General features: G+C 73.2%; 16 protein-coding genes. 5 read left to right on the forward strand and 11 right to left on the reverse strand.

Going from position 1 to position 17,635, the window contains the following annotated elements; genetic code table 11:
• Positions 1 to 3 precede the first annotated feature (3 nt).
• Complete coding sequence (locus AW16_RS0108910) at positions 4 to 783, forward strand: nuclease-related domain-containing protein (RefSeq protein ID WP_029289735.1); 780 nt, start codon at positions 4 to 6, stop codon at positions 781 to 783.
• A gap of 52 nt (positions 784 to 835) precedes the next feature.
• On the opposite strand, the gene AW16_RS0108915 is transcribed toward AW16_RS0108910, so the two are convergent.
• The 4 genes from AW16_RS0108915 to AW16_RS0108930 all read right to left on the reverse strand — a co-directional run bounded on the left by AW16_RS0108915 (position 836) and on the right by AW16_RS0108930 (position 5,486).
• Positions 836 to 1,381 carry a MarR family winged helix-turn-helix transcriptional regulator gene (locus tag AW16_RS0108915; protein WP_231495993.1) on the reverse strand — a complete coding sequence of 182 codons (546 nt, stop codon included), beginning with the start codon at positions 1,379 to 1,381 and terminating at the stop codon, positions 836 to 838.
• 139 nt (positions 1,382 to 1,520) lie between these two features.
• A complete protein-coding gene (locus AW16_RS0108920; RefSeq protein WP_081861568.1) occupies positions 1,521 to 3,137 on the reverse strand; it encodes an MDR family MFS transporter in 1,617 nt (538 codons plus the stop codon).
• Positions 3,138 to 3,338: 201 nt separating this feature from the next.
• Positions 3,339 to 3,839: a MarR family winged helix-turn-helix transcriptional regulator gene (locus AW16_RS0108925; RefSeq protein ID WP_051681808.1), complete on the reverse strand. Its 501-nt coding sequence runs from the start codon at positions 3,837 to 3,839 to the stop codon at positions 3,339 to 3,341.
• 144 nt (positions 3,840 to 3,983) lie between these two features.
• Positions 3,984 to 5,486 carry a sugar porter family MFS transporter gene (locus AW16_RS0108930; RefSeq protein WP_029289739.1) on the reverse strand — a complete coding sequence of 501 codons (1,503 nt, stop codon included), beginning with the start codon at positions 5,484 to 5,486 and terminating at the stop codon, positions 3,984 to 3,986.
• Positions 5,487 to 5,706: 220 nt separating this feature from the next.
• Between AW16_RS0108930 and AW16_RS0108935 the strand changes: the two genes are divergently transcribed.
• From AW16_RS0108935 to AW16_RS0108945, 3 genes are all read left to right on the forward strand, one after another.
• Positions 5,707 to 6,342, forward strand: coding sequence for a hypothetical protein (locus AW16_RS0108935; RefSeq protein ID WP_029289740.1), 636 nt, complete (start codon positions 5,707 to 5,709; stop codon positions 6,340 to 6,342).
• 343 nt (positions 6,343 to 6,685) lie between these two features.
• Positions 6,686 to 7,306 (forward strand): DUF47 domain-containing protein, encoded by a 621-nt coding sequence (locus tag AW16_RS0108940; RefSeq protein WP_029289741.1) that lies wholly within the window; start codon positions 6,686 to 6,688, stop codon positions 7,304 to 7,306.
• Positions 7,307 to 7,311: 5 nt separating this feature from the next.
• Positions 7,312 to 8,319, forward strand: a complete 1,008-nt coding sequence (locus AW16_RS0108945; protein ID WP_029289743.1) for an inorganic phosphate transporter — start codon at positions 7,312 to 7,314, stop codon at positions 8,317 to 8,319.
• 16 nt (positions 8,320 to 8,335) lie between these two features.
• Here the strand turns inward: AW16_RS0108945 and AW16_RS0108950 are convergent, their stop codons facing one another.
• Genes AW16_RS0108950 through mshD form a run of 3 tightly spaced genes read right to left on the reverse strand, consistent with a single transcriptional unit; the run spans position 8,336 to position 12,680 of the window.
• Positions 8,336 to 9,310, reverse strand: a complete 975-nt coding sequence (locus tag AW16_RS0108950; RefSeq protein WP_034648575.1) for an NUDIX hydrolase — start codon at positions 9,308 to 9,310, stop codon at positions 8,336 to 8,338.
• Positions 9,307 to 11,574, reverse strand: coding sequence for an RNA degradosome polyphosphate kinase (locus AW16_RS0108955; RefSeq protein WP_029289747.1), 2,268 nt, complete (start codon positions 11,572 to 11,574; stop codon positions 9,307 to 9,309). Before AW16_RS0108955 ends, AW16_RS0108950 begins: the two co-directional genes overlap by 4 nt.
• Entirely contained in the window at positions 11,571 to 12,680 is a 1,110-nt protein-coding gene (gene mshD / locus AW16_RS0108960) for a mycothiol synthase (protein WP_081861558.1), read from the reverse strand. The genes AW16_RS0108955 and mshD overlap by 4 nt, the downstream gene beginning before the upstream one ends.
• A gap of 110 nt (positions 12,681 to 12,790) precedes the next feature.
• Between mshD and AW16_RS0108965 the strand changes: the two genes are divergently transcribed.
• On the forward strand, positions 12,791 to 14,206 hold the full coding sequence (locus AW16_RS0108965) for an NAD(P)-binding domain-containing protein (RefSeq protein ID WP_369794773.1): 1,416 nt from the start codon (positions 12,791 to 12,793) through the stop codon (positions 14,204 to 14,206).
• A gap of 68 nt (positions 14,207 to 14,274) precedes the next feature.
• Here the strand turns inward: AW16_RS0108965 and AW16_RS0108970 are convergent, their stop codons facing one another.
• From AW16_RS0108970 to AW16_RS0108985, 4 genes are all read right to left on the reverse strand, one after another.
• On the reverse strand, positions 14,275 to 15,069 hold the full coding sequence (locus AW16_RS0108970) for a hypothetical protein (protein WP_029289753.1): 795 nt from the start codon (positions 15,067 to 15,069) through the stop codon (positions 14,275 to 14,277).
• Positions 15,066 to 15,911 (reverse strand): hypothetical protein, encoded by an 846-nt coding sequence (locus AW16_RS0108975; RefSeq protein WP_029289755.1) that lies wholly within the window; start codon positions 15,909 to 15,911, stop codon positions 15,066 to 15,068. Before AW16_RS0108975 ends, AW16_RS0108970 begins: the two co-directional genes overlap by 4 nt.
• Complete coding sequence (locus AW16_RS17060) at positions 15,908 to 17,221, reverse strand: hypothetical protein (RefSeq protein ID WP_156044121.1); 1,314 nt, start codon at positions 17,219 to 17,221, stop codon at positions 15,908 to 15,910. Before AW16_RS17060 ends, AW16_RS0108975 begins: the two co-directional genes overlap by 4 nt.
• A 65-nt stretch (positions 17,222 to 17,286) precedes the next feature.
• The gene (locus AW16_RS0108985) at positions 17,287 to 17,565 is read right to left on the reverse strand and encodes a hypothetical protein (RefSeq protein WP_029289757.1); all 279 of its coding nucleotides are present in this window, start codon (positions 17,563 to 17,565) and stop codon (positions 17,287 to 17,289) included.
• Between the last annotated feature and the right edge of the window lie 70 nt (positions 17,566 to 17,635).

Here is a 17,635-nt window from a genome sequence, read left to right on the forward strand (position 1 = left end):
GTCATGGATCAGCTCCTGACGGTACGGCGATGGCGGCGCTACGGCGCCGACCGTCTGTTCGTCACGCAGGAGACCGGTGCGCGCGTCGGCTCGGTCGACCTCCAGTCCGGCGAGGTCGTCGCAGACACCCCGGCGCTCGAGGAGCGGCTGCGGCAGGCCGCGCAGGAGTACCTGCGTGCCGACGTCACCGAGCTCGTGCTGCCGGTCCCGGCGCGCGGCGGGGACACCGAGCTCGCACCCGCGGACCAGGCCGCGCTCGAGGCGTGGCTCGGCAGCGACGACCCGGACAGCCCAGGGCACCGCGCCGAGCGCGGCTCGCCCCTGCGTGCCCGGCTCGAGCGGCTGGGTGCCGAGGGCTGGCAGGTCGTGCACGACGTGCCGCTGGGTCGCCAGGGATCCGTCGTGGAGCACCTGCTCATCGGCCCGGGCGGGATCTTCTCGGTCGGAGAGAAGCGCGTGCCCGGGAGCCGCATCCGCCTCGAGGGGACCGCGATCGAGGTCGACGGCCAGGCCGTGCCCTACCTGCGCGACGCGCGGCTCGAGGCGGGGCGTGTGCGGGACCTGCTCGTCGCGGGCGGCTGCGCGTCGATCACGGTGCGCAGCATCGTCGTCGTGCAGGGGGACCTCGAGGTCGTCGGGCGCCAGGACCCCCTCGCGCCGACGCTCGTCGTGCCGCGCCATGTGGTGCCCGCCGTGTTCCGGGCGATGCCGACCGTGCTGGACCCGAGCCGGGTGGGCGCGCTCGGGCACGTCGCACGCCTGCGCGCGACCTGGTCGCGCTGACCCTCTCGTCGGTGCGCGCCGAGCGCGCGGACCGCTCCGGCCGTGCCGGACGTCAGACCCGGGCCGCGGCCACCGCCGTCGCACCCTCGCGCGCGCTCGCGAGCGCCGCGTTGAGGCGGCCGAGGTCGTGCGCGACGCGCAGCACGTCGTCGGACGTCCAGCCGGCGAGCGCGCCCACGAGGTAGGTGCGCCGCGACGCGCGCGCGGCATCGAGACGTGCGCGGCCCTCGTCGGTGAGGCTCAGCAGCTGCCCGCGGAAGTCGCCCGGGTCCGGCCGGCGCTGGATCAGGCCGAGCGAGAGCAGGCGGCTGAGCTGGCGTGACATGGTGCCGCGACCGACACCGATGTGCGCCGCCAGGTCGCTGGCCCGCACGGTCGAGGGGCTGCCCGCGATGATCGCGAGCAGCTCGTACGCCGCGGGCTCGAGGTCGGGGTGCACGCCGCGGGCCATGCCCGCCGAGGCGGAGTGGGCTCGGCGCAGGAACAGCCCGAGCTCGCGCTCCAGCTCGACGACGCTCACGTCGGGGCGCTCGTCGTTCCGGTCGGGACGCTCGTCGGGAGCCTGTGCGGTCGACGTGGCGGTCAGCTGGTCGGTCACGGTCACATCCTGCGGCACGGCGACACCGCCGTTCATCGCCCATTCGGACATCCATGGGTGACAGCACCCAGGGCGCCGTCCGGACTTCCGCCGGACGGCGCCCTGGTGCGTGCTGGGAGAGCGGGGACGTGCTCGCGCGTCAGCGACGCGCGTCGGGCACCGGCTCGCCGTCGCTCGTCACGAGCACGGGCTCGCCGACGAGCGGCTGGCCCGGGACGGCGGGCGCGTCGAGCGGCTCGCCGTCCACCTCGAGGCGCTGCTGGATGCCCGAGCGGTTGCCGAGCGGCACCTCCTTGAGGAACAGGACGGTGATCAGCGAGATCAGCGCGATGGGCGTCGCGATGAGGAACAGGTCGGCGATCGAGTCGCCGAACGCCTGCTCGACCACCGTGCGCACGGGAGCCGGCAGCGTGCTCAGGTCGGGCAGCGTGCCGTCCCCGCCCATCGCCGACGGGTCGATGCCGATGCCCGCGAGGCCCTTGGCGATGAGGTCGGTGACGTGCGTCGAGAGGACCGCGCCGAGGGCCGAGACGCCGATCGCGCCGCCGAGCGTGCGGAAGAACGCGACCGACGCGGTGCCCGAGCCGATCTCGCGCACGTCGAGCGTGTTCTGCACCGCGAGGACGAGGTTCTGCATGAGCATGCCGACGCCCGCGCCGAGCACCGCCATGTAGACCGCGACGAGCGCGAGCGGCGTGTCGTAGTGGATGGTGCCCATGAGGGCGAGACCGCCCGAGAGCAGCACGGCGCCCGCGATCATGAACTTCTTGTAGCGGCCGGTGCGGGCGATGATGCGCCCGACGACCATCGACGACCCCATGAGGCCGACGACCATCGGGATGGTCAGCAGACCGGACTGCGTCGGGGTCTTGCCGCGCGCGAGCTGCATGTACTGGCCGATGAACACCGACGTGCCGAACATCGCGATGCCCACCGCGACGCTGCCGACCACCGCGAGCACGAGCGTGCGGTTGCGGAACAGGTGCAGCGGGATGATCGGGTCGGCCGCGCGGCTCTCGGCGAGCACCGCGAGCGCGAGCACGACGAGCGAGCCGCCGACCATCGCCGCGGTCTGCCACGAGGCCCAGTCGAACTTGTCGCCCGCGAACGTGACCCACAGCAGCAGGCCGGCGATGCCGACCGAGATGAGCGCGGCGCCCAGGTAGTCGATGCGCACCTGGCGCTTGACGACCGTGGGCAGGTGCAGCGTGCGCTGCAGCACGACGATCGCCGCGACCGCGAACGGCAGGCCGACGAAGAAGTTCCAGCGCCACCCCAGCGCGGAGTCGGTGAGCACGCCGCCGAGCAGCGGGCCGCCGACCATCGCGACGCCCATCACGGCACCCATGTAGCCCATGTACCGGCCACGCTCGCGCGGGCTGATGATGTCCGCGATGAGCACCGTGCCGAGCGCGGTGAGACCGCCCGCGCCGATGCCCTGCAGCGCGCGCATCCCGATGAGAATCTCGGTGTTGTGCGAGAACCCGGCGAGAGCCGCGGACACCACGGAGATGACGAGCGCGAGCTGGATGAGCAGCTTGCGGTTGACGAGGTCGGCGAGCTTGCCCCAGATCGGGGTCGAGATCGTCGTGGTCAGCAGGGTCGCGGTGACGACCCACGTGAACGCGGACTGCTTGCCGTGCAGGTCGGTGATGATGCGCGGCAGGGACGACGAGACGACGCTCGTCGCGAGGATCGAGACGAACATCCCGAGCAGGATGCCGGACAGCGACTCGAGCACCTCGCGATGGGTCATCGCGGCGCCGGGCTGCTTGGTCTGCGGCTCGTCGGTAGCGGCCGAGGGGGTCTCGGCCGAGGAGGTCTGGCTGGTCACGGGGGCGATCTCTTCCTTGCTGGGCTCGTGCACGGGTGGTGCGCGGGACGGTGCGGGCGGTGGTGGCGGCCCGGCGTCGTCGGCAGGCTGGGTGGGGTGGCTGGGTGAGGTGGCTGGGGGCTGTCAGGCGGCGGGCGGCGGGTGCTCGTCGGCCGCGGCGATGCAGGACGCGAGCCGGTCGAGGACGGCGACCGCCTGGTCGATCTCGTCGTCGGTCCACTGCGAGAACACCGTGGCGGTGCGACGTTCGAGCACCTGCTCGATCGCGCGGGCGCGGGCGTGGCCGTGCTCCGTCAGGGCGATGGTCCGCACGCGGCGGTCGTCGGTGTCGACCGAGCGCTCGAGCAGGCCGTCGTCGACGAGCAGGCTGACCTGGCGGCTCGCGACGGACAGGTCGACGCGAAGGTTGTGGGCGACGTCACCGACCGTGAGCGGACCCTGCTCGGCGACCGCCCGGACGATCCCGAGCCCGGGCCGCGAGCACTCGACGCGGCGCGCGAGGTCGACGCCCGTGTTGCGCACGGTGCGCGCGAACTGCTCGGTGGCACGCAGGAGCTCGAGGTGGGGCGAGCGGTGCGCGGGCTGGAGCGACTGCGGCGCAGGCGGTTCGGTCAGGGTGGTCACAGAGGCCTTCTACGACGAGTTCGATTGCTTGCTGCAACCATATGCCTAGATGCTTGATGCATGCAACTGACGGCGCGCGTAGACGACGACGCCCCGGCAGGGGCCGGGGCGTCGGGTCGAGGGTGCGTTCTGCTGGCGCGCGGGTCAGGCCCCCGCCGTAGCCGCCCGCGGCCGGCGCTCCACGTGGATCCCCTCCATGTCCTCGAGCTCCATGCCCTTCGTCTCGGGCACCTTGAGGAGCACGAACCAGAAGGAGAGGAACGCGAAGATCGTGTAGATGAGGTACGGGATCGAGGCGCCGAACGAGTCGAGCAGCCACGGGAACGACTGCGAGATCGCGAAGTTGGCGATCCACTGCGCGGCCGCCGCCACGCCGAGGGCGGCCGCGCGGATCCGGTTCGGGAACATCTCGCCGAGCAGCACCCACACCAGGGGACCCCACGTCGCGCCGAAGAACACGACGAAGGCGTTCGCCGCGATGAGCGCGGTCGTGCCCCAGCCGCCCGGCAGCGTCGTCTGGTCCATCATCTTGCCGATGTGGTCCGGGTCCGGGACCTGCGTGATGTACGCCTGCGTGAAGGCGAGCGCCATGAGCCCGAGCGACACCGTCATGCCGACCGACCCGATGAGCAGCAGGATGCGGCGCCCCACCTTGTCGACCAGCGCGATCGCGATGAACGTCACCGCGACGTTGGTGACCGAGGTGATGGTCGACACCGTGAAGGAGTCGTCCTGGCTGAAGCCGACCGCCTGCCACAGCGTCGTCGAGTAGTAGAAGATCACGTTGATGCCGACGAACTGCTGGAAGATCGACAGCAGGATGCCGATCCACACGATCGGCAGGAGCCCGAACCGCGGACCCTTGAGGCTCGACTGCGCGGCGTTGCGCTTGTCCTCCTCGATGTTGTCCTCGATCTGCGCGATCGCCCGCCGGGGGTCGTCGACGACCTGTGCGAGCACCTTCTCCGCGTCGTCGTGCCGGCCCTTCTGCACCAGGAACCGCGGCGACTCCGGGATCGTCAGCGCGATCACGCCGTAGACGAGCGCGGGGACGGCACCGACGAAGAACATCCATCGCCACGCCTCGACCCCCCACCACAGCTCGTTCGACGGGTCGCCCGCGGCGTTGCGCAGCAGCTGGTCGGACAGCAGCGCGGCGAAGATGCCGAGCGTGATCGCGAGCTGCTGCAGCGAGCCGAGGCGCCCGCGCAGCGCGGCCGGCGAGATCTCGGCGATGTAGGCGGGTGCCATGACCGAGGCGATGCCGATGCCGATGCCCGACATGATGCGCCACAGGATCAGGTCCGGGACGGTCCACGCGAGGCCGGTGAGGATCGACGACACCAGGAACATCACCGCACCGAGCAGCATGGTGTTGGTGCGACCCCAGCGGTCGGCCAGGCGGCCCGCGGCCCAGGCGCCGAGCGCGGATCCCAGCAGGGCGACGGCGACGACGAACCCGGACAGCCCGCTGTTGAGCGTGAACTCCTTGTCGATCGCCTTGACGGCCCCGTTGATGACCGAGCTGTCGAAGCCGAACAGGAAACCACCGACGGCTGCTGCGACGGCGAGCGCGATGGCCCGACGCCGGTGCGGGTGGCTCAGGGCCGCGTCGGCGGCCTTCGACGGGTCTGGCGCCTCGGACATCTGCCGCACTCCCTCGGTCGGCCGGGCGCTGCTCCCCCGGGCAGTCCCACTCTGGCCCGGTCCGGGGCCGCGCGCACGTCGGACACGCGTCGGGCGCCGCAGACACTCCGACGACGAGTGCGCACGTCAGGGCGCACGACCGTGCCCCGCGGGGAGGGGTGCCGGCCGCGCTGGGGCAGGATGGTCGTCGCAGCATCCGACGCGCGGGAGGTGGTGGGCCATGGCCGACGACGCACGACGCCCCCGACGCCCTGCACGCCTCGACCCGGCGCAGGCCGACGAGCTGCCCGGCGCGATGGACCCCGCCGTCCGCTCGGAGGTCGCGCACACCACCGCCGCGGCGATCGTGCACCAGGGTCGTGCGAGCGCCGAGCCCGAGGTCGTCGCGCGCCTCGTCGCGCTCGTCGAGACCGAGGGGCTGGACGTCGTCGCCGCGCTCTGGGCCGACTCGCCGCCCGCGACGCTGCCCGGCGCGCTGTGGCGCCTGTACGTGCTGCGCGAGTGGGTGCGCCGCGACCCCACGACCGTCGCCGACCGGTTCCGCATGGGCGCCGCCGCGGCGCCCGTGCACGAGGTGATCGCAGGCGTCGCGGACGCACCCGGGCCCGCCGAGGTGCGCCAGGTCGCCGACGCCGTGCTCTCGGGGGTCTACACCGGCGAGCTCGACGTCGCCCTCGAGCGCGCGGCCTCGTTCGCACGCGTGCTCGCCGCCGGGGCGGCCTTCGACGCCGACCACCTCGACGTCGTCGACCCCGAGGGCGCCGCGCGAGTCACCCGCGGCGCCGCGTCCCTCGTGCGGACGGCCGAGGAGCTCGAGCACGCCGCCGTCCTGTGGCGCGCGGGGAAGCTCGACTGACCGCACGCCCGCCGAGGGGGACCCGGCACCGGTCGGCGGTCGTAGCATGGTGGGCGACGCCGGGTCGCGGTAGCCCCGGGCTCCAACTCGAGCCGCTCCGAGCGGCCACGCGCCGAGAGGCGCTCCCGGCCCGGCGTCGCTCCTTCGTCGCGACGCCTGGTGCGCCGACTTCGTCGTCGCCGGGCCAGGACCCACCGGCCCGGCGTCGCTCCTTCTCGATGTATGTCGGGGCGCGTCTCGTGGCCGTCACGGCGTGTCCATCGGCGCGTCATGCGCCGTTAGGAGATCGGGGGCCGGTGACCTAGCCTGATCCCGTCCGTCTCCCCCCTCCCCGGAGCCCGCCGTGCGCCTGCGCCTGACACCGCGCGACACCACCTTCTTCGACCTCTTCGCCGACTCGGCGCAGCACCTGGTCACCGGAGCCAACCTCCTGGGTCAGATGCTCGGTGCCGACCGCACGGCCCGCAAGGAGATCGGCAAGCAGATCGCCGACGCCGAGCACGCCGCGGACGAGGCGACGCACACGATCATGCGTCGGCTGAACCAGACGTTCGTCACGCCGTTCGACCGCGACGACATCTACGACCTCGCGTCGGCGCTCGACGACTGCATGGACTACATGGACGAGGCCGCCGACCTCATCGTGCTGTACAAGGTCGACGACCTGCCGGCGCGCGTGGCCGACCAGGTCCAGGTCCTGCAGCGCGCCGCGGAGCTGACGGCGGAGGCCATGCCCCGCCTGCGCTCGATGGACTCGCTGTCGGAGTACTGGGTCGAGGTCAACCGCCTCGAGAACCAGGCCGACAAGTCGCACCGCAAGCTGCTCGCGCAGATGTTCGACGAGATCGCCGACCCGATCCTCCTGATGAAGCTCAAGGAGATCGTCGAGAAGCTCGAGGACGCGGCCGACGCGTTCGAGAAGGTCGCGAACACGGTCGAGACCATCGCCCTCAAGGAGTCCTGAGCGCGGTGGAGGCCTTCCTCGTCGTCGTCGTCGTGCTGCTCGCGCTCGGCTTCGACTACACCAACGGGTTCCACGACGCCGCGAACGCCATCGCGACCTCGGTGTCGACCCGGGCCCTGACGCCGCGCGTCGCGCTGACGATGGCGGCGATCATGAACTTCGTCGGCGCCATGCTGGGCACCGCCGTCGCGGAGACCATCGCGAAGTCGATCGTCGACTTCAAGGACGCCAGCAACCACATGTCGCTCACGGTGATCGTGTGCGCGCTCATCGGCGCGATCGTCTGGAACCTCATCACGTGGTGGTTCGGTCTGCCGTCGTCGTCGACGCACGCGCTCATCGGCGGGCTCGTCGGCGCGGGCCTGGCCGCGAGCCTGGGGATCTACTGGTCGGCGGTCTACAACAAGGTCGTCCTGCCGATGGTGATCTCGCCGCTCGTCGGGTTCGGGCTCGCGTTCGCGATCATGCTCGGGGTGCTGTGGCTGCTGCGCAACGCCCAGCCGGCCCGCACGATGCGACGGTTCCGGCTCGCGCAGACCGTGTCCGCGTCGGCGATGGCGCTCGGGCACGGCCTGCAGGACGCGCAGAAGACGATGGGCGTCATCTACCTCGCGCTGCTCACGGTCGGCTGGGCCGACAAGGACGCGGGCATCCCGCTGTGGGTCAAGATCTGCGCGGCCGCGGCGATCTCCGCGGGCACCTACTCGGGCGGCTGGCGCATCATGCGCACGCTCGGTCGCAAGATCATCGAGGTCGACCCGGCGCGCGGCTTCGTCGCCGAGTCCGTGTCCGCGACGGTGCTGTACTTCAACGCGTACGTCCTGCACGCGCCGGTCTCGACGACGCACACGGTGACGTCGGCGATCATGGGTGTCGGCGCGACCAAGCGGGCATCCGCGGTGCGCTGGGGCGTCGCGAAGAACATCGCGACCGCGTGGGTGCTGACCATCCCCGCCGCCGCGCTGGTCGCCGCGATCTTCTTCTTCATCCTGCACCCGATCCTCGGCGGCTGACCCTCGCCGAGAGGGCTCAGACGTAGGGCAGGTGGCGCTCCGCCGCGATCACCCGGGGCCCCTTGGCGGTCTGCGCGACGTGCGTGACCAGCGACTCCGACGGCCGCAGGAACGGGTCCGAGGTGGGCAGGGCATCCGCGACCGAGCGGCGCGCGTGCTGCGCGAGCACGTCCACCACGGTCGGCAGCACGGGCCGGTGCGTGCACAGCACCGAGTCGCCAGGCCACGTGAGCAGCTCGACCACCTGACGTGCGACCCGCCCGGGGGAGGCCGAGTGCTCGTCCTCGGTGAGCAGGGTCGAGATCTCGACGGGGACCTGGGCGGCGGCGCCGTACGGCTCGACCGTGCGCGAGCACCGGGCCCACGCGCTCGTCACGACGCGCGAGACCCCGAACGCCGAGAGCACCGGCACGATCCCCTGCGACTGCCGCTTGCCCAGCGGGGTCAGGGGTCGCGTCGTCTCGCCGCGCTTCCACGTGGTGCGCTTGACCGCGGCGCCGTGGCGGGTGATCGCGACCGCCCGGGTGTCGAGCCGACCCTTGCCGTAGGCCTCGACGAGCGCAACGAGGGGTGCGCGGTCGTCGTGCCGCGTGAGGCGCGCGGCGGCGGCGTCGACGTCGAACCAGCGCACCTGGTCGATCTCGTCGCGCGACGCCCTCGGGACGGGCGGGCGGGCGCGGAGCGCGGCGGCGTCGACTCGTCCCGCGACCTGCGCGGCCCAGTAGTGCACGCGCTTCGTGCGGTTGTCGGAGATCGCGTACTCGAGGCCCGGCAGCGGGATGCCGAGCACCACGTCGTGGCCCGTCTCCTCGGCGACCTCGCGCCACGCGCACTGCACGATCGTCTCGCCGGGGTCGAGCTTGCCCTTGGGCCACGACCAGTCCTGGTAGCGGGGACGGTGCACGAGCGCGACCTGCAGCCGACCGGTGCGCACACGCCACACGAGGGCCCCGGCGGCCTCGACGACCACCCGCTGTGCAGCTGGGCTCACCGGCTGGCACCCGGGCGTCGACGCTGGCGCTGGATCAGCACGGCCTGCAGGTCCGACAGCGGGCCGTCGGGGCCGCGCGAGTGCCGTACCCACGTGCCGTCGGGCTCGAGGTGCCACGACGACGTGGCGTCGTCCATCGACTCGTCGACGAGGTCCACGAGCTCGGTGACCTGGTCGGGATCGGCGATGCGCACGAGCGCCTCGACGCGGCGGTCCAGGTTGCGGTGCATGAGGTCGGCGCTCCCGATGAACACCTCGGGCCCCTCGAACGACTCGTCGGCACCCGTCGGGTCGGTCTGCGCCGTCGCGTGCGCGAACGCGAAGATGCGCGAGTGCTCGAGGAACCGGCCCAGGATCGAGCGCACGCGGATGTTCTCGCTCAGGCCCGGCACGCCCGGGCGCAGCGCGCAGATCCCGCGCACGACGATGTCGATCGGCACGCCCGCCTGCGACGCGCGGTAGAGCGCGTCGATCGTCGCCTCGTCGACCATCGAGTTGACCTTGATCTTGATCCACGCGGGCTTGCCCTCGCGCGCTGCCGCGGCCTCGCGCTCGATGCGCTCGACGAGGCCCGCCCGCACGGAGCGGGGGGCGACGAGGAGGCGGTGGAACCTGCTCTTGGGCGCGTAGCCGGAGAGCTGGTTGAACAGGCGCGTGAGGTCCTGGCCCACCTCGGGGTCGGACGTCAGCAGGCCCAGGTCCGTGTACAGGCGGGCCGTCTTGGGGTGGTAGTTGCCGGTGCCGACGTGGCTGTAGCGGCGCAGGCCGTCCTGCTCCTGCCGCACGACGAGCGAGAGCTTGCAGTGCGTCTTGAGCCCGACGATGCCGTACACGACGTGCACGCCCGCCTGCTCGAGCTTGCGCGCCCACGAGATGTTGTTCTGCTCGTCGAACCGGGCCTTGATCTCGACGAGGGCGAGCACCTGCTTGCCCGCCTCGGCGGCGTCGATCAGGGCGTCGACGATCGGTGAGTCGCCCGACGTGCGGTACAGCGTCTGCTTGATCGCGAGGACCTGCGGGTCGGCCGCGGCCTGCTCGAGGAACGTCTGCACGCTCGTCGAGAACGAGTCGTACGGGTGGTGCAGCAGGATGTCGCGCTCGCGGATCTTCGCGAACACATCGGTCGGCGTCGCCGACTCCACCTCGGCGAGCTGGCGGTGCGTCGTCGGCACGAAGCGCGGGAACTGCAGCTCGGGCCGGTCGAGGTCCGCGATCAGGCCGAGGCCGGTCTGGTCCAGCGGCGCGGGCAGCTCGTACACCTCCTCCTCCGCCATGCCGAGCTCGCGGATGAGCAGCTTGCGGATGCGGGGGCTGATCCCCACCGCGATCTCGAGCCGCACGGGCGGCCCGAACTTTCGGCGCAGCAGCTCCTTCTCCATGGCCTTGAGGAGGTTCTCGGCATCGTCCTCCTCGACCTCGACGTCCTCGTTGCGCGTGACGCGGAACGTGTGGTGCTCCATGACGTCCATGCCGGGGAACAGCTGGTCGAGGTGCTCGGAGATCACGTCCTCGAGCGGGACGAAGCTCGTCGGGCCCTTCTCGAGGCTCGCCGTCTGCTCGTCCGGCGCGCTGGGCCTGCCGCTCGCGTCGACCGCGATGAACCGCGGCAGCAGCGGCGGCACCTTCACGCGTGCGAAGTGCTCCTTGCCCGTGGTGGGGTTCACGACGACGACCGCGAGGTTGAGCGACAGCCCCGAGATGTACGGGAACGGGTGCGCGGGGTCCACCGCGAGCGGGGTGAGCACCGGGAAGATCTGCCGACGGAAGAACTTGCGCAGGCGGTCCTGCTCGCTCTCCCCGAGGTCCTGCCAGCGGACCAGCGTGATGCCCTCCGCGGCGAGCGCGGGCTGCACGTGGTCGGCGAACACCGCCGCATGCCGTGCCATCAGCTCGTGCGCCTTCTCGCTGATCGCCTCGAGCACCTGGCGCGGGCCCAGCCCGGACGCGGCGGTCACGGCGATGCCGGTCGCGATGCGACGCTTGAGGCCCGCGACGCGCACCATGAAGAACTCGTCGAGGTTGGACGCGAAGATCGCGAGGAACCGGACCCGCTCGAGCAGCGGGAGGTCCGGGTCCTCGGCCAGCTCGAGCACGCGCTGGTTGAACGCGAGCCAGGACAGCTCGCGGTCGCCGAAGCGGTCGTCGGGCAGCGGCTCCGGCTCGACCCCGGTGTCCTGCCCGTGGGTCTGGCCGTGCTCGGTCTCTGCCACGTGCTCGGCGATGTGTGCGGCGAGCTCGGCGTCGAGCGCAGGTGCGTCCGTCATGACGCCATCGTGGCACCGGACGGTGAACGGCGGGTATCCGTACCGAACATCACGTCCGTCTCGGCCTGCTCGAAGCCAGCGCGCCGGTAGGTACGGACCGCGACCTCGTTCTCCGCGCCGGTGTACAGGATCACCTCGTGCAGCCCCCTGCCCGCGAGGTGGCGGATGCCCGCGGCCGTGAGCGCGCCGCCGAGGCCGAGGCCCTGCGCATCGGGGTCGACGCCGACGACGTAGATCTCGCCGACGGGCGTGTCGCCGTGCTCGCCCGCGGGGTGCACCTTGGTCCACACCGACCCGAGCAGCATCCCGTCGCGCTCGGCGAGCAGGAAGCCCTCGGGGTCGAACCAGCTCTCGCGCTCGCGTGCCCGCAGGTCGGCCGACGTCATACGGCCCTGCTCCGGGTGGTGCGCGAAGGCGCGGGAGTTGACGCGCCGCCACGCCTCCTCGTCCTGCCCGGGCACGAACGTCCGCAGCGTCACGCCGAGCGGCACCGCGACCTCGCGCGTCGCGTCGGCGGTCGTGAGCGGCCGGCGCATGACCCACAGCTCGCGCACGACGACCATGCGGGCGTCGGTCGCGAACGCTCGGGCACCCGGCAGGTCGCCGTGCGCCCACACGTGCAGCGCGCGGTCGGGGAGCTGCTCCGCGGCCTCGTCCGCGACCCGCCGGGCCGCGTCGAGCAGCGCGCGCCCCACCCCGCGACGGCGGTGCTCCGGGTCGACCACGAGCTCGCCGCGTGCGGTCGCCTGCACGGCGACGTCGAGCTGTGCGTAGCCGACGAGTGCCCCGTCGCCGTCGGACGTCCCGCCGTCGAGGGCCAGCACGTGACGGACCGGCGCCTGGTCGTCCTGCAGCCACAGCAGCGGCTGCTCGGACAGGGGCATGACGCCGTCGGAGCGGGCGGCGCGTGCCGCGAGCTCGCGCACAGCATGCGCCGCGCCGTCATCCAGCGGCCCGATCCGCACCTCGGTGCGCACGGGGGGTTCCGCCTCGGTCCGCAGGTTGGTCGGCTCGCCGGAGCGCGCGTCGTCCTGCAGGTTGGTCTGCAGGTTGGTCGGCAGGTTGGTCGGCACCGCGGTCTGCGCGTCGCTCCGCACGTCGGACATCTGTCCATCACACCACGACGCGGCATCGCGCGGGTCTCGTCGTGCACAGCCGCACGATCACGCGGACGGCCGCGGACGGGCGTCCGCGCGGGACGGTACGTTGATGGGCCATGGGACGGGAGCCGCGGGACGACAGCGACCGCGCCGCCATGCCGTCGTCGGAGCCGGACGACACGCTCGAGCTCGTGCTCGCGTTCGACGACGAGGGTCGCGTGCGGGACCAGGCGGGCGACCTGGTTCCGGACGCGACGGACGACTCGCCTGCGGAGGTCGACGACACCCCGTCCGACGACATCCCGCCGGGCGTCGACCCCGGTCCCTTGCCTCCCGCGGCGGGCGACCCGGCCCCCGTCGGCTCGCGGCGCAGCCGCCGCGACCGTGCAGCACGGGACCGTGCCTCGTCGGTCGAGGTCGACGTCGTCGTCGTCGGTGCCGGCCAGGCCGGGCTGTCCGCCGCGTACCACCTGCGGGTCGCGGGGTTCACGGCGGTGGGGGAGCGCGGGTGGCAGGACGCAGAGCGCACGTTCGTCGTCCTCGACGAGGAACGAGCGCCGGGAGGGGCGTGGCAGCACCGCTGGCCCGCGCTGACCATGGCCGACGCGCACGCGGTGCACGAGCTGCCGGGCATGCCGTTGCTCGTCCCGGATGCCACGGAGCCCGCGGCGCAGGCCGTGCCGTACTACTTCGCGCAGTACGAGGACGCGTTCGACCTGCAGGTCCAGCGTCCCGTGCGCGTCACGCGCGTCAGCGACGACGACGGACGTCTGCTGGTCGCGTCGCACGTCGTCGACCACCCCGACGAGCGCGTCGACTGGCGCGCACGGGCGATCGTCAACGCGTCGGGCACGTGGACCAAGCCGTTCTGGCCTGCGTACCCGGGCCAGGGGCTGTTCCGCGGCAGGCAGCTGCACACGCACGACTACCGCACGCCCGAGGAGCTCGCCGACGGGCACGTCGTCGTCATCGGCGGCGGGACGTCGGCCGTGCAGCTCTTGCTGGCCCTCGCGAAGGTCACGACGACGACCTGGGTCACCCGCCGCCCGCCGCGCTGGCGCGACGAGGAGTTCACGCCCGAGGTCGGCCGCGCGGCGGTGGCCCTCGTCGAGGAGCGCACGCGCGCCGGGCTGCCCCCGCAGAGCGTCGTCAGCGTCACGGGCCTGCCGCTCACGGACGCCTACCGCGCCGGGATCGCCGACGGCGTGCTCGTGCCGCGGCCGATGTTCAGCCGGATCACACCGGCCGGCGTCGAGTGGGACCACCCCGCACCGGCCGACGTCGGGTGGGCCGACGGGCCGTCGACCGTGGTGGCGGCCACGCTGCTGTGGTGCACCGGCTTCCGCGCCGCGCTCGACCACCTCGCCCCGCTGCGCCTGCGCGGTCCCGGCGGTGGGATCGTCATGGACGGGACCGGCGTGGTCGCCGACCCGCGCGTGCAGCTCGTCGGCTACGGCCCGAGCGCTTCGACGATCGGTGCCAACCGCGCGGGCCGCGAGGCGGTCTCGCGCGTGCGCGCGCTGCTCGGCTGAGCACCCGGCGTCGGTCAGCCCTCGGTCGGTCACCCGGCGGCGGGTGCCGTGACGTCAGGAGAGCACAGTCACGGCAGGTCGGGACCATCGACGCCGAGCACCGGGTCGGTCGCCGCACGCGGGGGCAGCGGGTCGTGCGTGCCGGGGTTCAGCCGCATCGTGTGCGCCTGTGCCTGCGCCCGAGCGGCCAGTCCGCGCGCCGGGTAGCCGTCCGCCACCATCGCGTCCTCGATGGCCCGTGCCAGGTCTGCCGGGCGCCGGGTGCCCAGCAGCCACCAGACGAACGGGGTGCGGCGCACGCGAGAGCCGGGCGCGACGGCGTCCGTCACCTCGAGCATGCCGGGCACGCGGGCCCACCCGCCGAGCGCCGTGTCCAGCCCGTCCACTGCGAGCGCGCGAGTGCTGAGCAGTCCGAGCCGGTAGTGCGGCGACGAGGGGGTCGCGTAGGGCAGCCGCCCGACGAGCCCGACGTGGTGGACGACGCGCACGCGACCGGGGTCGAGCGTGGACCACGGCACGACGTAGCGCGAGCGGGTCCGGGTGCCGAGCACCAGCCCGTGCTCGCAGACCCGTGTGCGGTCGGCCGCGCCCGCGGCGACGAAGGCCGCGAGGAACACCGCGACGGTCGCGACGACCGCGAGCGCGACGACGCGCGTCGCGGGGTCACCGGCCGCGAGGGCGGCAACCCCACCCCCGCCGACCAGCGCGGCGATCACGACCCACGCCACGGTGCCGGGCCACGCGCGGAACGTCGCGCGCACCTCGCCCATGTCCTGCCACGTCAGGTCGGCGAGCCCGGCGAGGGCCGTCATCGTCTCGTCGCTGTCCACGTCGGTCAGCTCGAACCACCGGCGCTCGCTCACACCGCCCCCAGCGTCGTGCGCCAGTGCGCGAGCACGTCGGCCCTGCCGGCGCCCCGGTAGGACACGCGGTCGTCGTCCACCGCGACCGAGAGGTAGCTCCCTTCGGGGCCGGTGAAGACGCCGCTCCAGGTCTCGTCGACCTCGTCGGACCCGTCGTCGGGCGCTTCGCCGGTCGTTTCACCGGACCCGCCCCGCACGTCCAGGCGGGTGACGGTCACGGCCGCGGTGCTCCGTCCCACCGGCTCGAGCGACGGGTCCTGCGCCGCGACCTGCTCGCGCGTGAGCACGAGGTCGAGCTCCGGCCGTGGCGCGTCCGGGTCCGCACCGCACCACGTCGTGAGCAGGGCTGCGGCGTCGTCGTCCGTCGAGAGCACGAACTCGTGCTGGCCGACGTGCGTCACGTACTCGGCGAGCCACATCGCGGCACGTTGCTGGTAGAGCACCACCCAGTCCGTCCGGTCGGCGACGCGCCGCTCGCCGACCACGACCGTCCCCGTCCAGCGGCGCATCGTGACCAGCGCCAGGATCTCGGGCGCCGCGCGGAAAGTGAACTCACCGGTCGACTCGTCGACGGGGGTCGCCTCGTACACGCCCCGGGCGCTGAGCCCGCGCAGCGCGGCGGTCAGCGCGGTCTGCTGCTCGTCGGCTGACAGCGACGACCACCACGGGCTCGGCGCGAGCCCGGCCGCGCCGGGGTCGTCCAGCCCGACGAGCTCCTCGTCCGTGCACCGCCCGAGCACCTGGGGCGCGTCGACCGCGTCGGCGAGCAGCGCCAGGCGCGCGCCCGCCACGACGGCGGAGCCCGGCGCCTCGAGCACGTCCTGCAGCGTCGGCACGCTCATCCGAACAACCCCTTCCACACCTTCTTGGCGCCGTCGGCGACCGCGCCGCCCACGGCCTTCGCACCGCTCGCGATCGCGCCGCCGACCTTCTTGGCGCCGTCGGCGATCGCCTCGCGGTTCTGGTACACCCACGCCCCGACGGCCACGACGCCCGCGACGGCGACGACCGTGAGACCCACGGGCCCGGTCGCGACGAGACCGAACGCCATGAGGGCCGTCGCACCCCCGCCGATCGCCGTGGCCGCACCGCCGACGCCGAGCGCGACACGGTCGTCCGTCGCCATCGAGTGGTCGGTGATCGCGGTGTAGACGTCGATGCCGCCCGTCACCACGCCGAGCGGGCCGAGCACCTTGCCGGCCAGCGGCGAGAGCGCCCGCAGCGGGCGCGTGAGCTTGTCGAACCGGCCCGCGGTGCCGACGATCTCCGCCGTGCTCAGCGAGGGGTTGAGCGTGCGGAGGCGTTCGAGCGCCTTGACGTCGCCGAGCAGGCCGCGGGACTGCTTGTACAGCCACTGCGCGCGGCGCACCTCGGCGGGGGCGTCGCTCATGTACCCCTTCAGCGCGGCGCGCTCCGCCTTGAGGTACGCCTTGTAGACCGCGGGGTCGCTCAGGTCCGGCGCGGCGCCCTTGAGCGCCTGGTACACGTTGCGCGCCTCGAGGTACTTCTGCTCGGCCTTGCGCGCGAGCGCCGGGGCCCGCAGGTAGTTCAGCACCGAGTAGAGCTGGTAGCCCTTGGTCCCGCCCTTGATCGCGTGCGTGAGCGTCGCCTGGGCGAGCTCGACGTCCGGGTCCCGGTACGCCTCGAGGAGCTTGCCGGCGTCGAGCGTCAGGCTCGCGGGTGCGGCCCCCACCGCTGCGCGCTGCCAGGCCTTGACCGGGCTGAGCGACGACTGGTCGGGCACCCACAGGTCGACCTCGCCGCGCAGGGCCGCGACCGCGCGTCGTCGCGCGTCGTCGAGGGTGCGGTGCGCACGGTCCGCGGTGTCGGACTCGTCGACCATGTCCTGGTGGTACTGCTGCTGCAGGTCCGGCTCGCCGAGGGAGCGTGCCCGGCGCCACGACGTCTCGGCCTTCTCGTGGCGCTGCGACGCGCCGCGGACCGCCTGCTGGGCCGTCTCGAGGGCCTCGGCCCAGTCGGCCAGCGCACCGCTGACCGTGACGAGGGAGAGGCCGATCGCGCCCGTCGCCTTCGAGGCGTCGGCCTGCGCGCCCGCGAACGCCGCCACACGTGCGGTGGGGAGCGCGCCTTGCGCCCGTGCGCCGACCGTGCGGAGCCGGGCGGAACGGGTGTCGCCGACGGTCGTGCTCATGGCCGACACCTTCGTCGAGACGCGCCGCAGGCCGTCCGCGTCGCCCGGAGGGACCGTGAAGGTGCTCATTGCGGCACGCCCGTGGCGCGGCGCAGCTGCGTGCCGGCGGTCGTCGACCCCTGCGCCAGCCCCTCGACGATCGTCGAGGTGCCGACGAGCACGCCGCCGATCGCCGCGAGCGCCGTCTCCGCGAGCTCCGCGACCTGCGCGTCACCCGCGTCCGCCGCCGCCGACCGTCCGTACCGCGCCACCTCCACCGCGTCCCGCGCGAGGTCCGACGACAGGTGCTCGAGATCCTGCGCCGCGCTGCTGAGCGCGCCCGGGTCACCCCCTGCGAATCCCAAGCCCTGGCCCTCCGACGCGCGTCGACCGGCGACGCCGGCGGCGGTGCCTGCTCACCGCGGGGTCAGACTA

It is taken from the genome of Cellulomonas sp. HZM (genome assembly GCF_000708885.1).
Lineage (GTDB): Bacteria > Actinomycetota > Actinomycetes > Actinomycetales > Cellulomonadaceae > Cellulomonas.

Bases quoted from the DNA above. Each gene is read 5' to 3' on its own strand.
- AW16_RS0108975 (WP_029289755.1), bottom strand. From the start codon at position 15,911: ATGAGCGTGCCGACGCTGCAGGACGTGCTCGAGGCGCCGGGCTCCGCC.
- AW16_RS0108930 (WP_029289739.1), bottom strand. From the start codon at position 5,486: ATGTCCGAGGCGCCAGACCCGTCGAAGGCCGCCGACGCGGCCCTGAGC.
- mshD (WP_081861558.1), bottom strand. From the start codon at position 12,680: ATGTCCGACGTGCGGAGCGACGCGCAGACCGCGGTGCCGACCAACCTG.
- AW16_RS0108910 (WP_029289735.1), top strand. From the start codon at position 4: ATGGATCAGCTCCTGACGGTACGGCGATGGCGGCGCTACGGCGCCGAC.
- AW16_RS17060 (WP_156044121.1), bottom strand. From the start codon at position 17,221: ATGAGCACGACCGTCGGCGACACCCGTTCCGCCCGGCTCCGCACGGTC.
- AW16_RS0108935 (WP_029289740.1), top strand. From the start codon at position 5,707: ATGGCCGACGACGCACGACGCCCCCGACGCCCTGCACGCCTCGACCCG.
- AW16_RS0108965 (WP_369794773.1), top strand. From the start codon at position 12,791: ATGGGACGGGAGCCGCGGGACGACAGCGACCGCGCCGCCATGCCGTCG.
- AW16_RS0108955 (WP_029289747.1), bottom strand. From the start codon at position 11,574: ATGACGGACGCACCTGCGCTCGACGCCGAGCTCGCCGCACACATCGCC.
- AW16_RS0108920 (WP_081861568.1), bottom strand. From the start codon at position 3,137: ATGACCCATCGCGAGGTGCTCGAGTCGCTGTCCGGCATCCTGCTCGGG.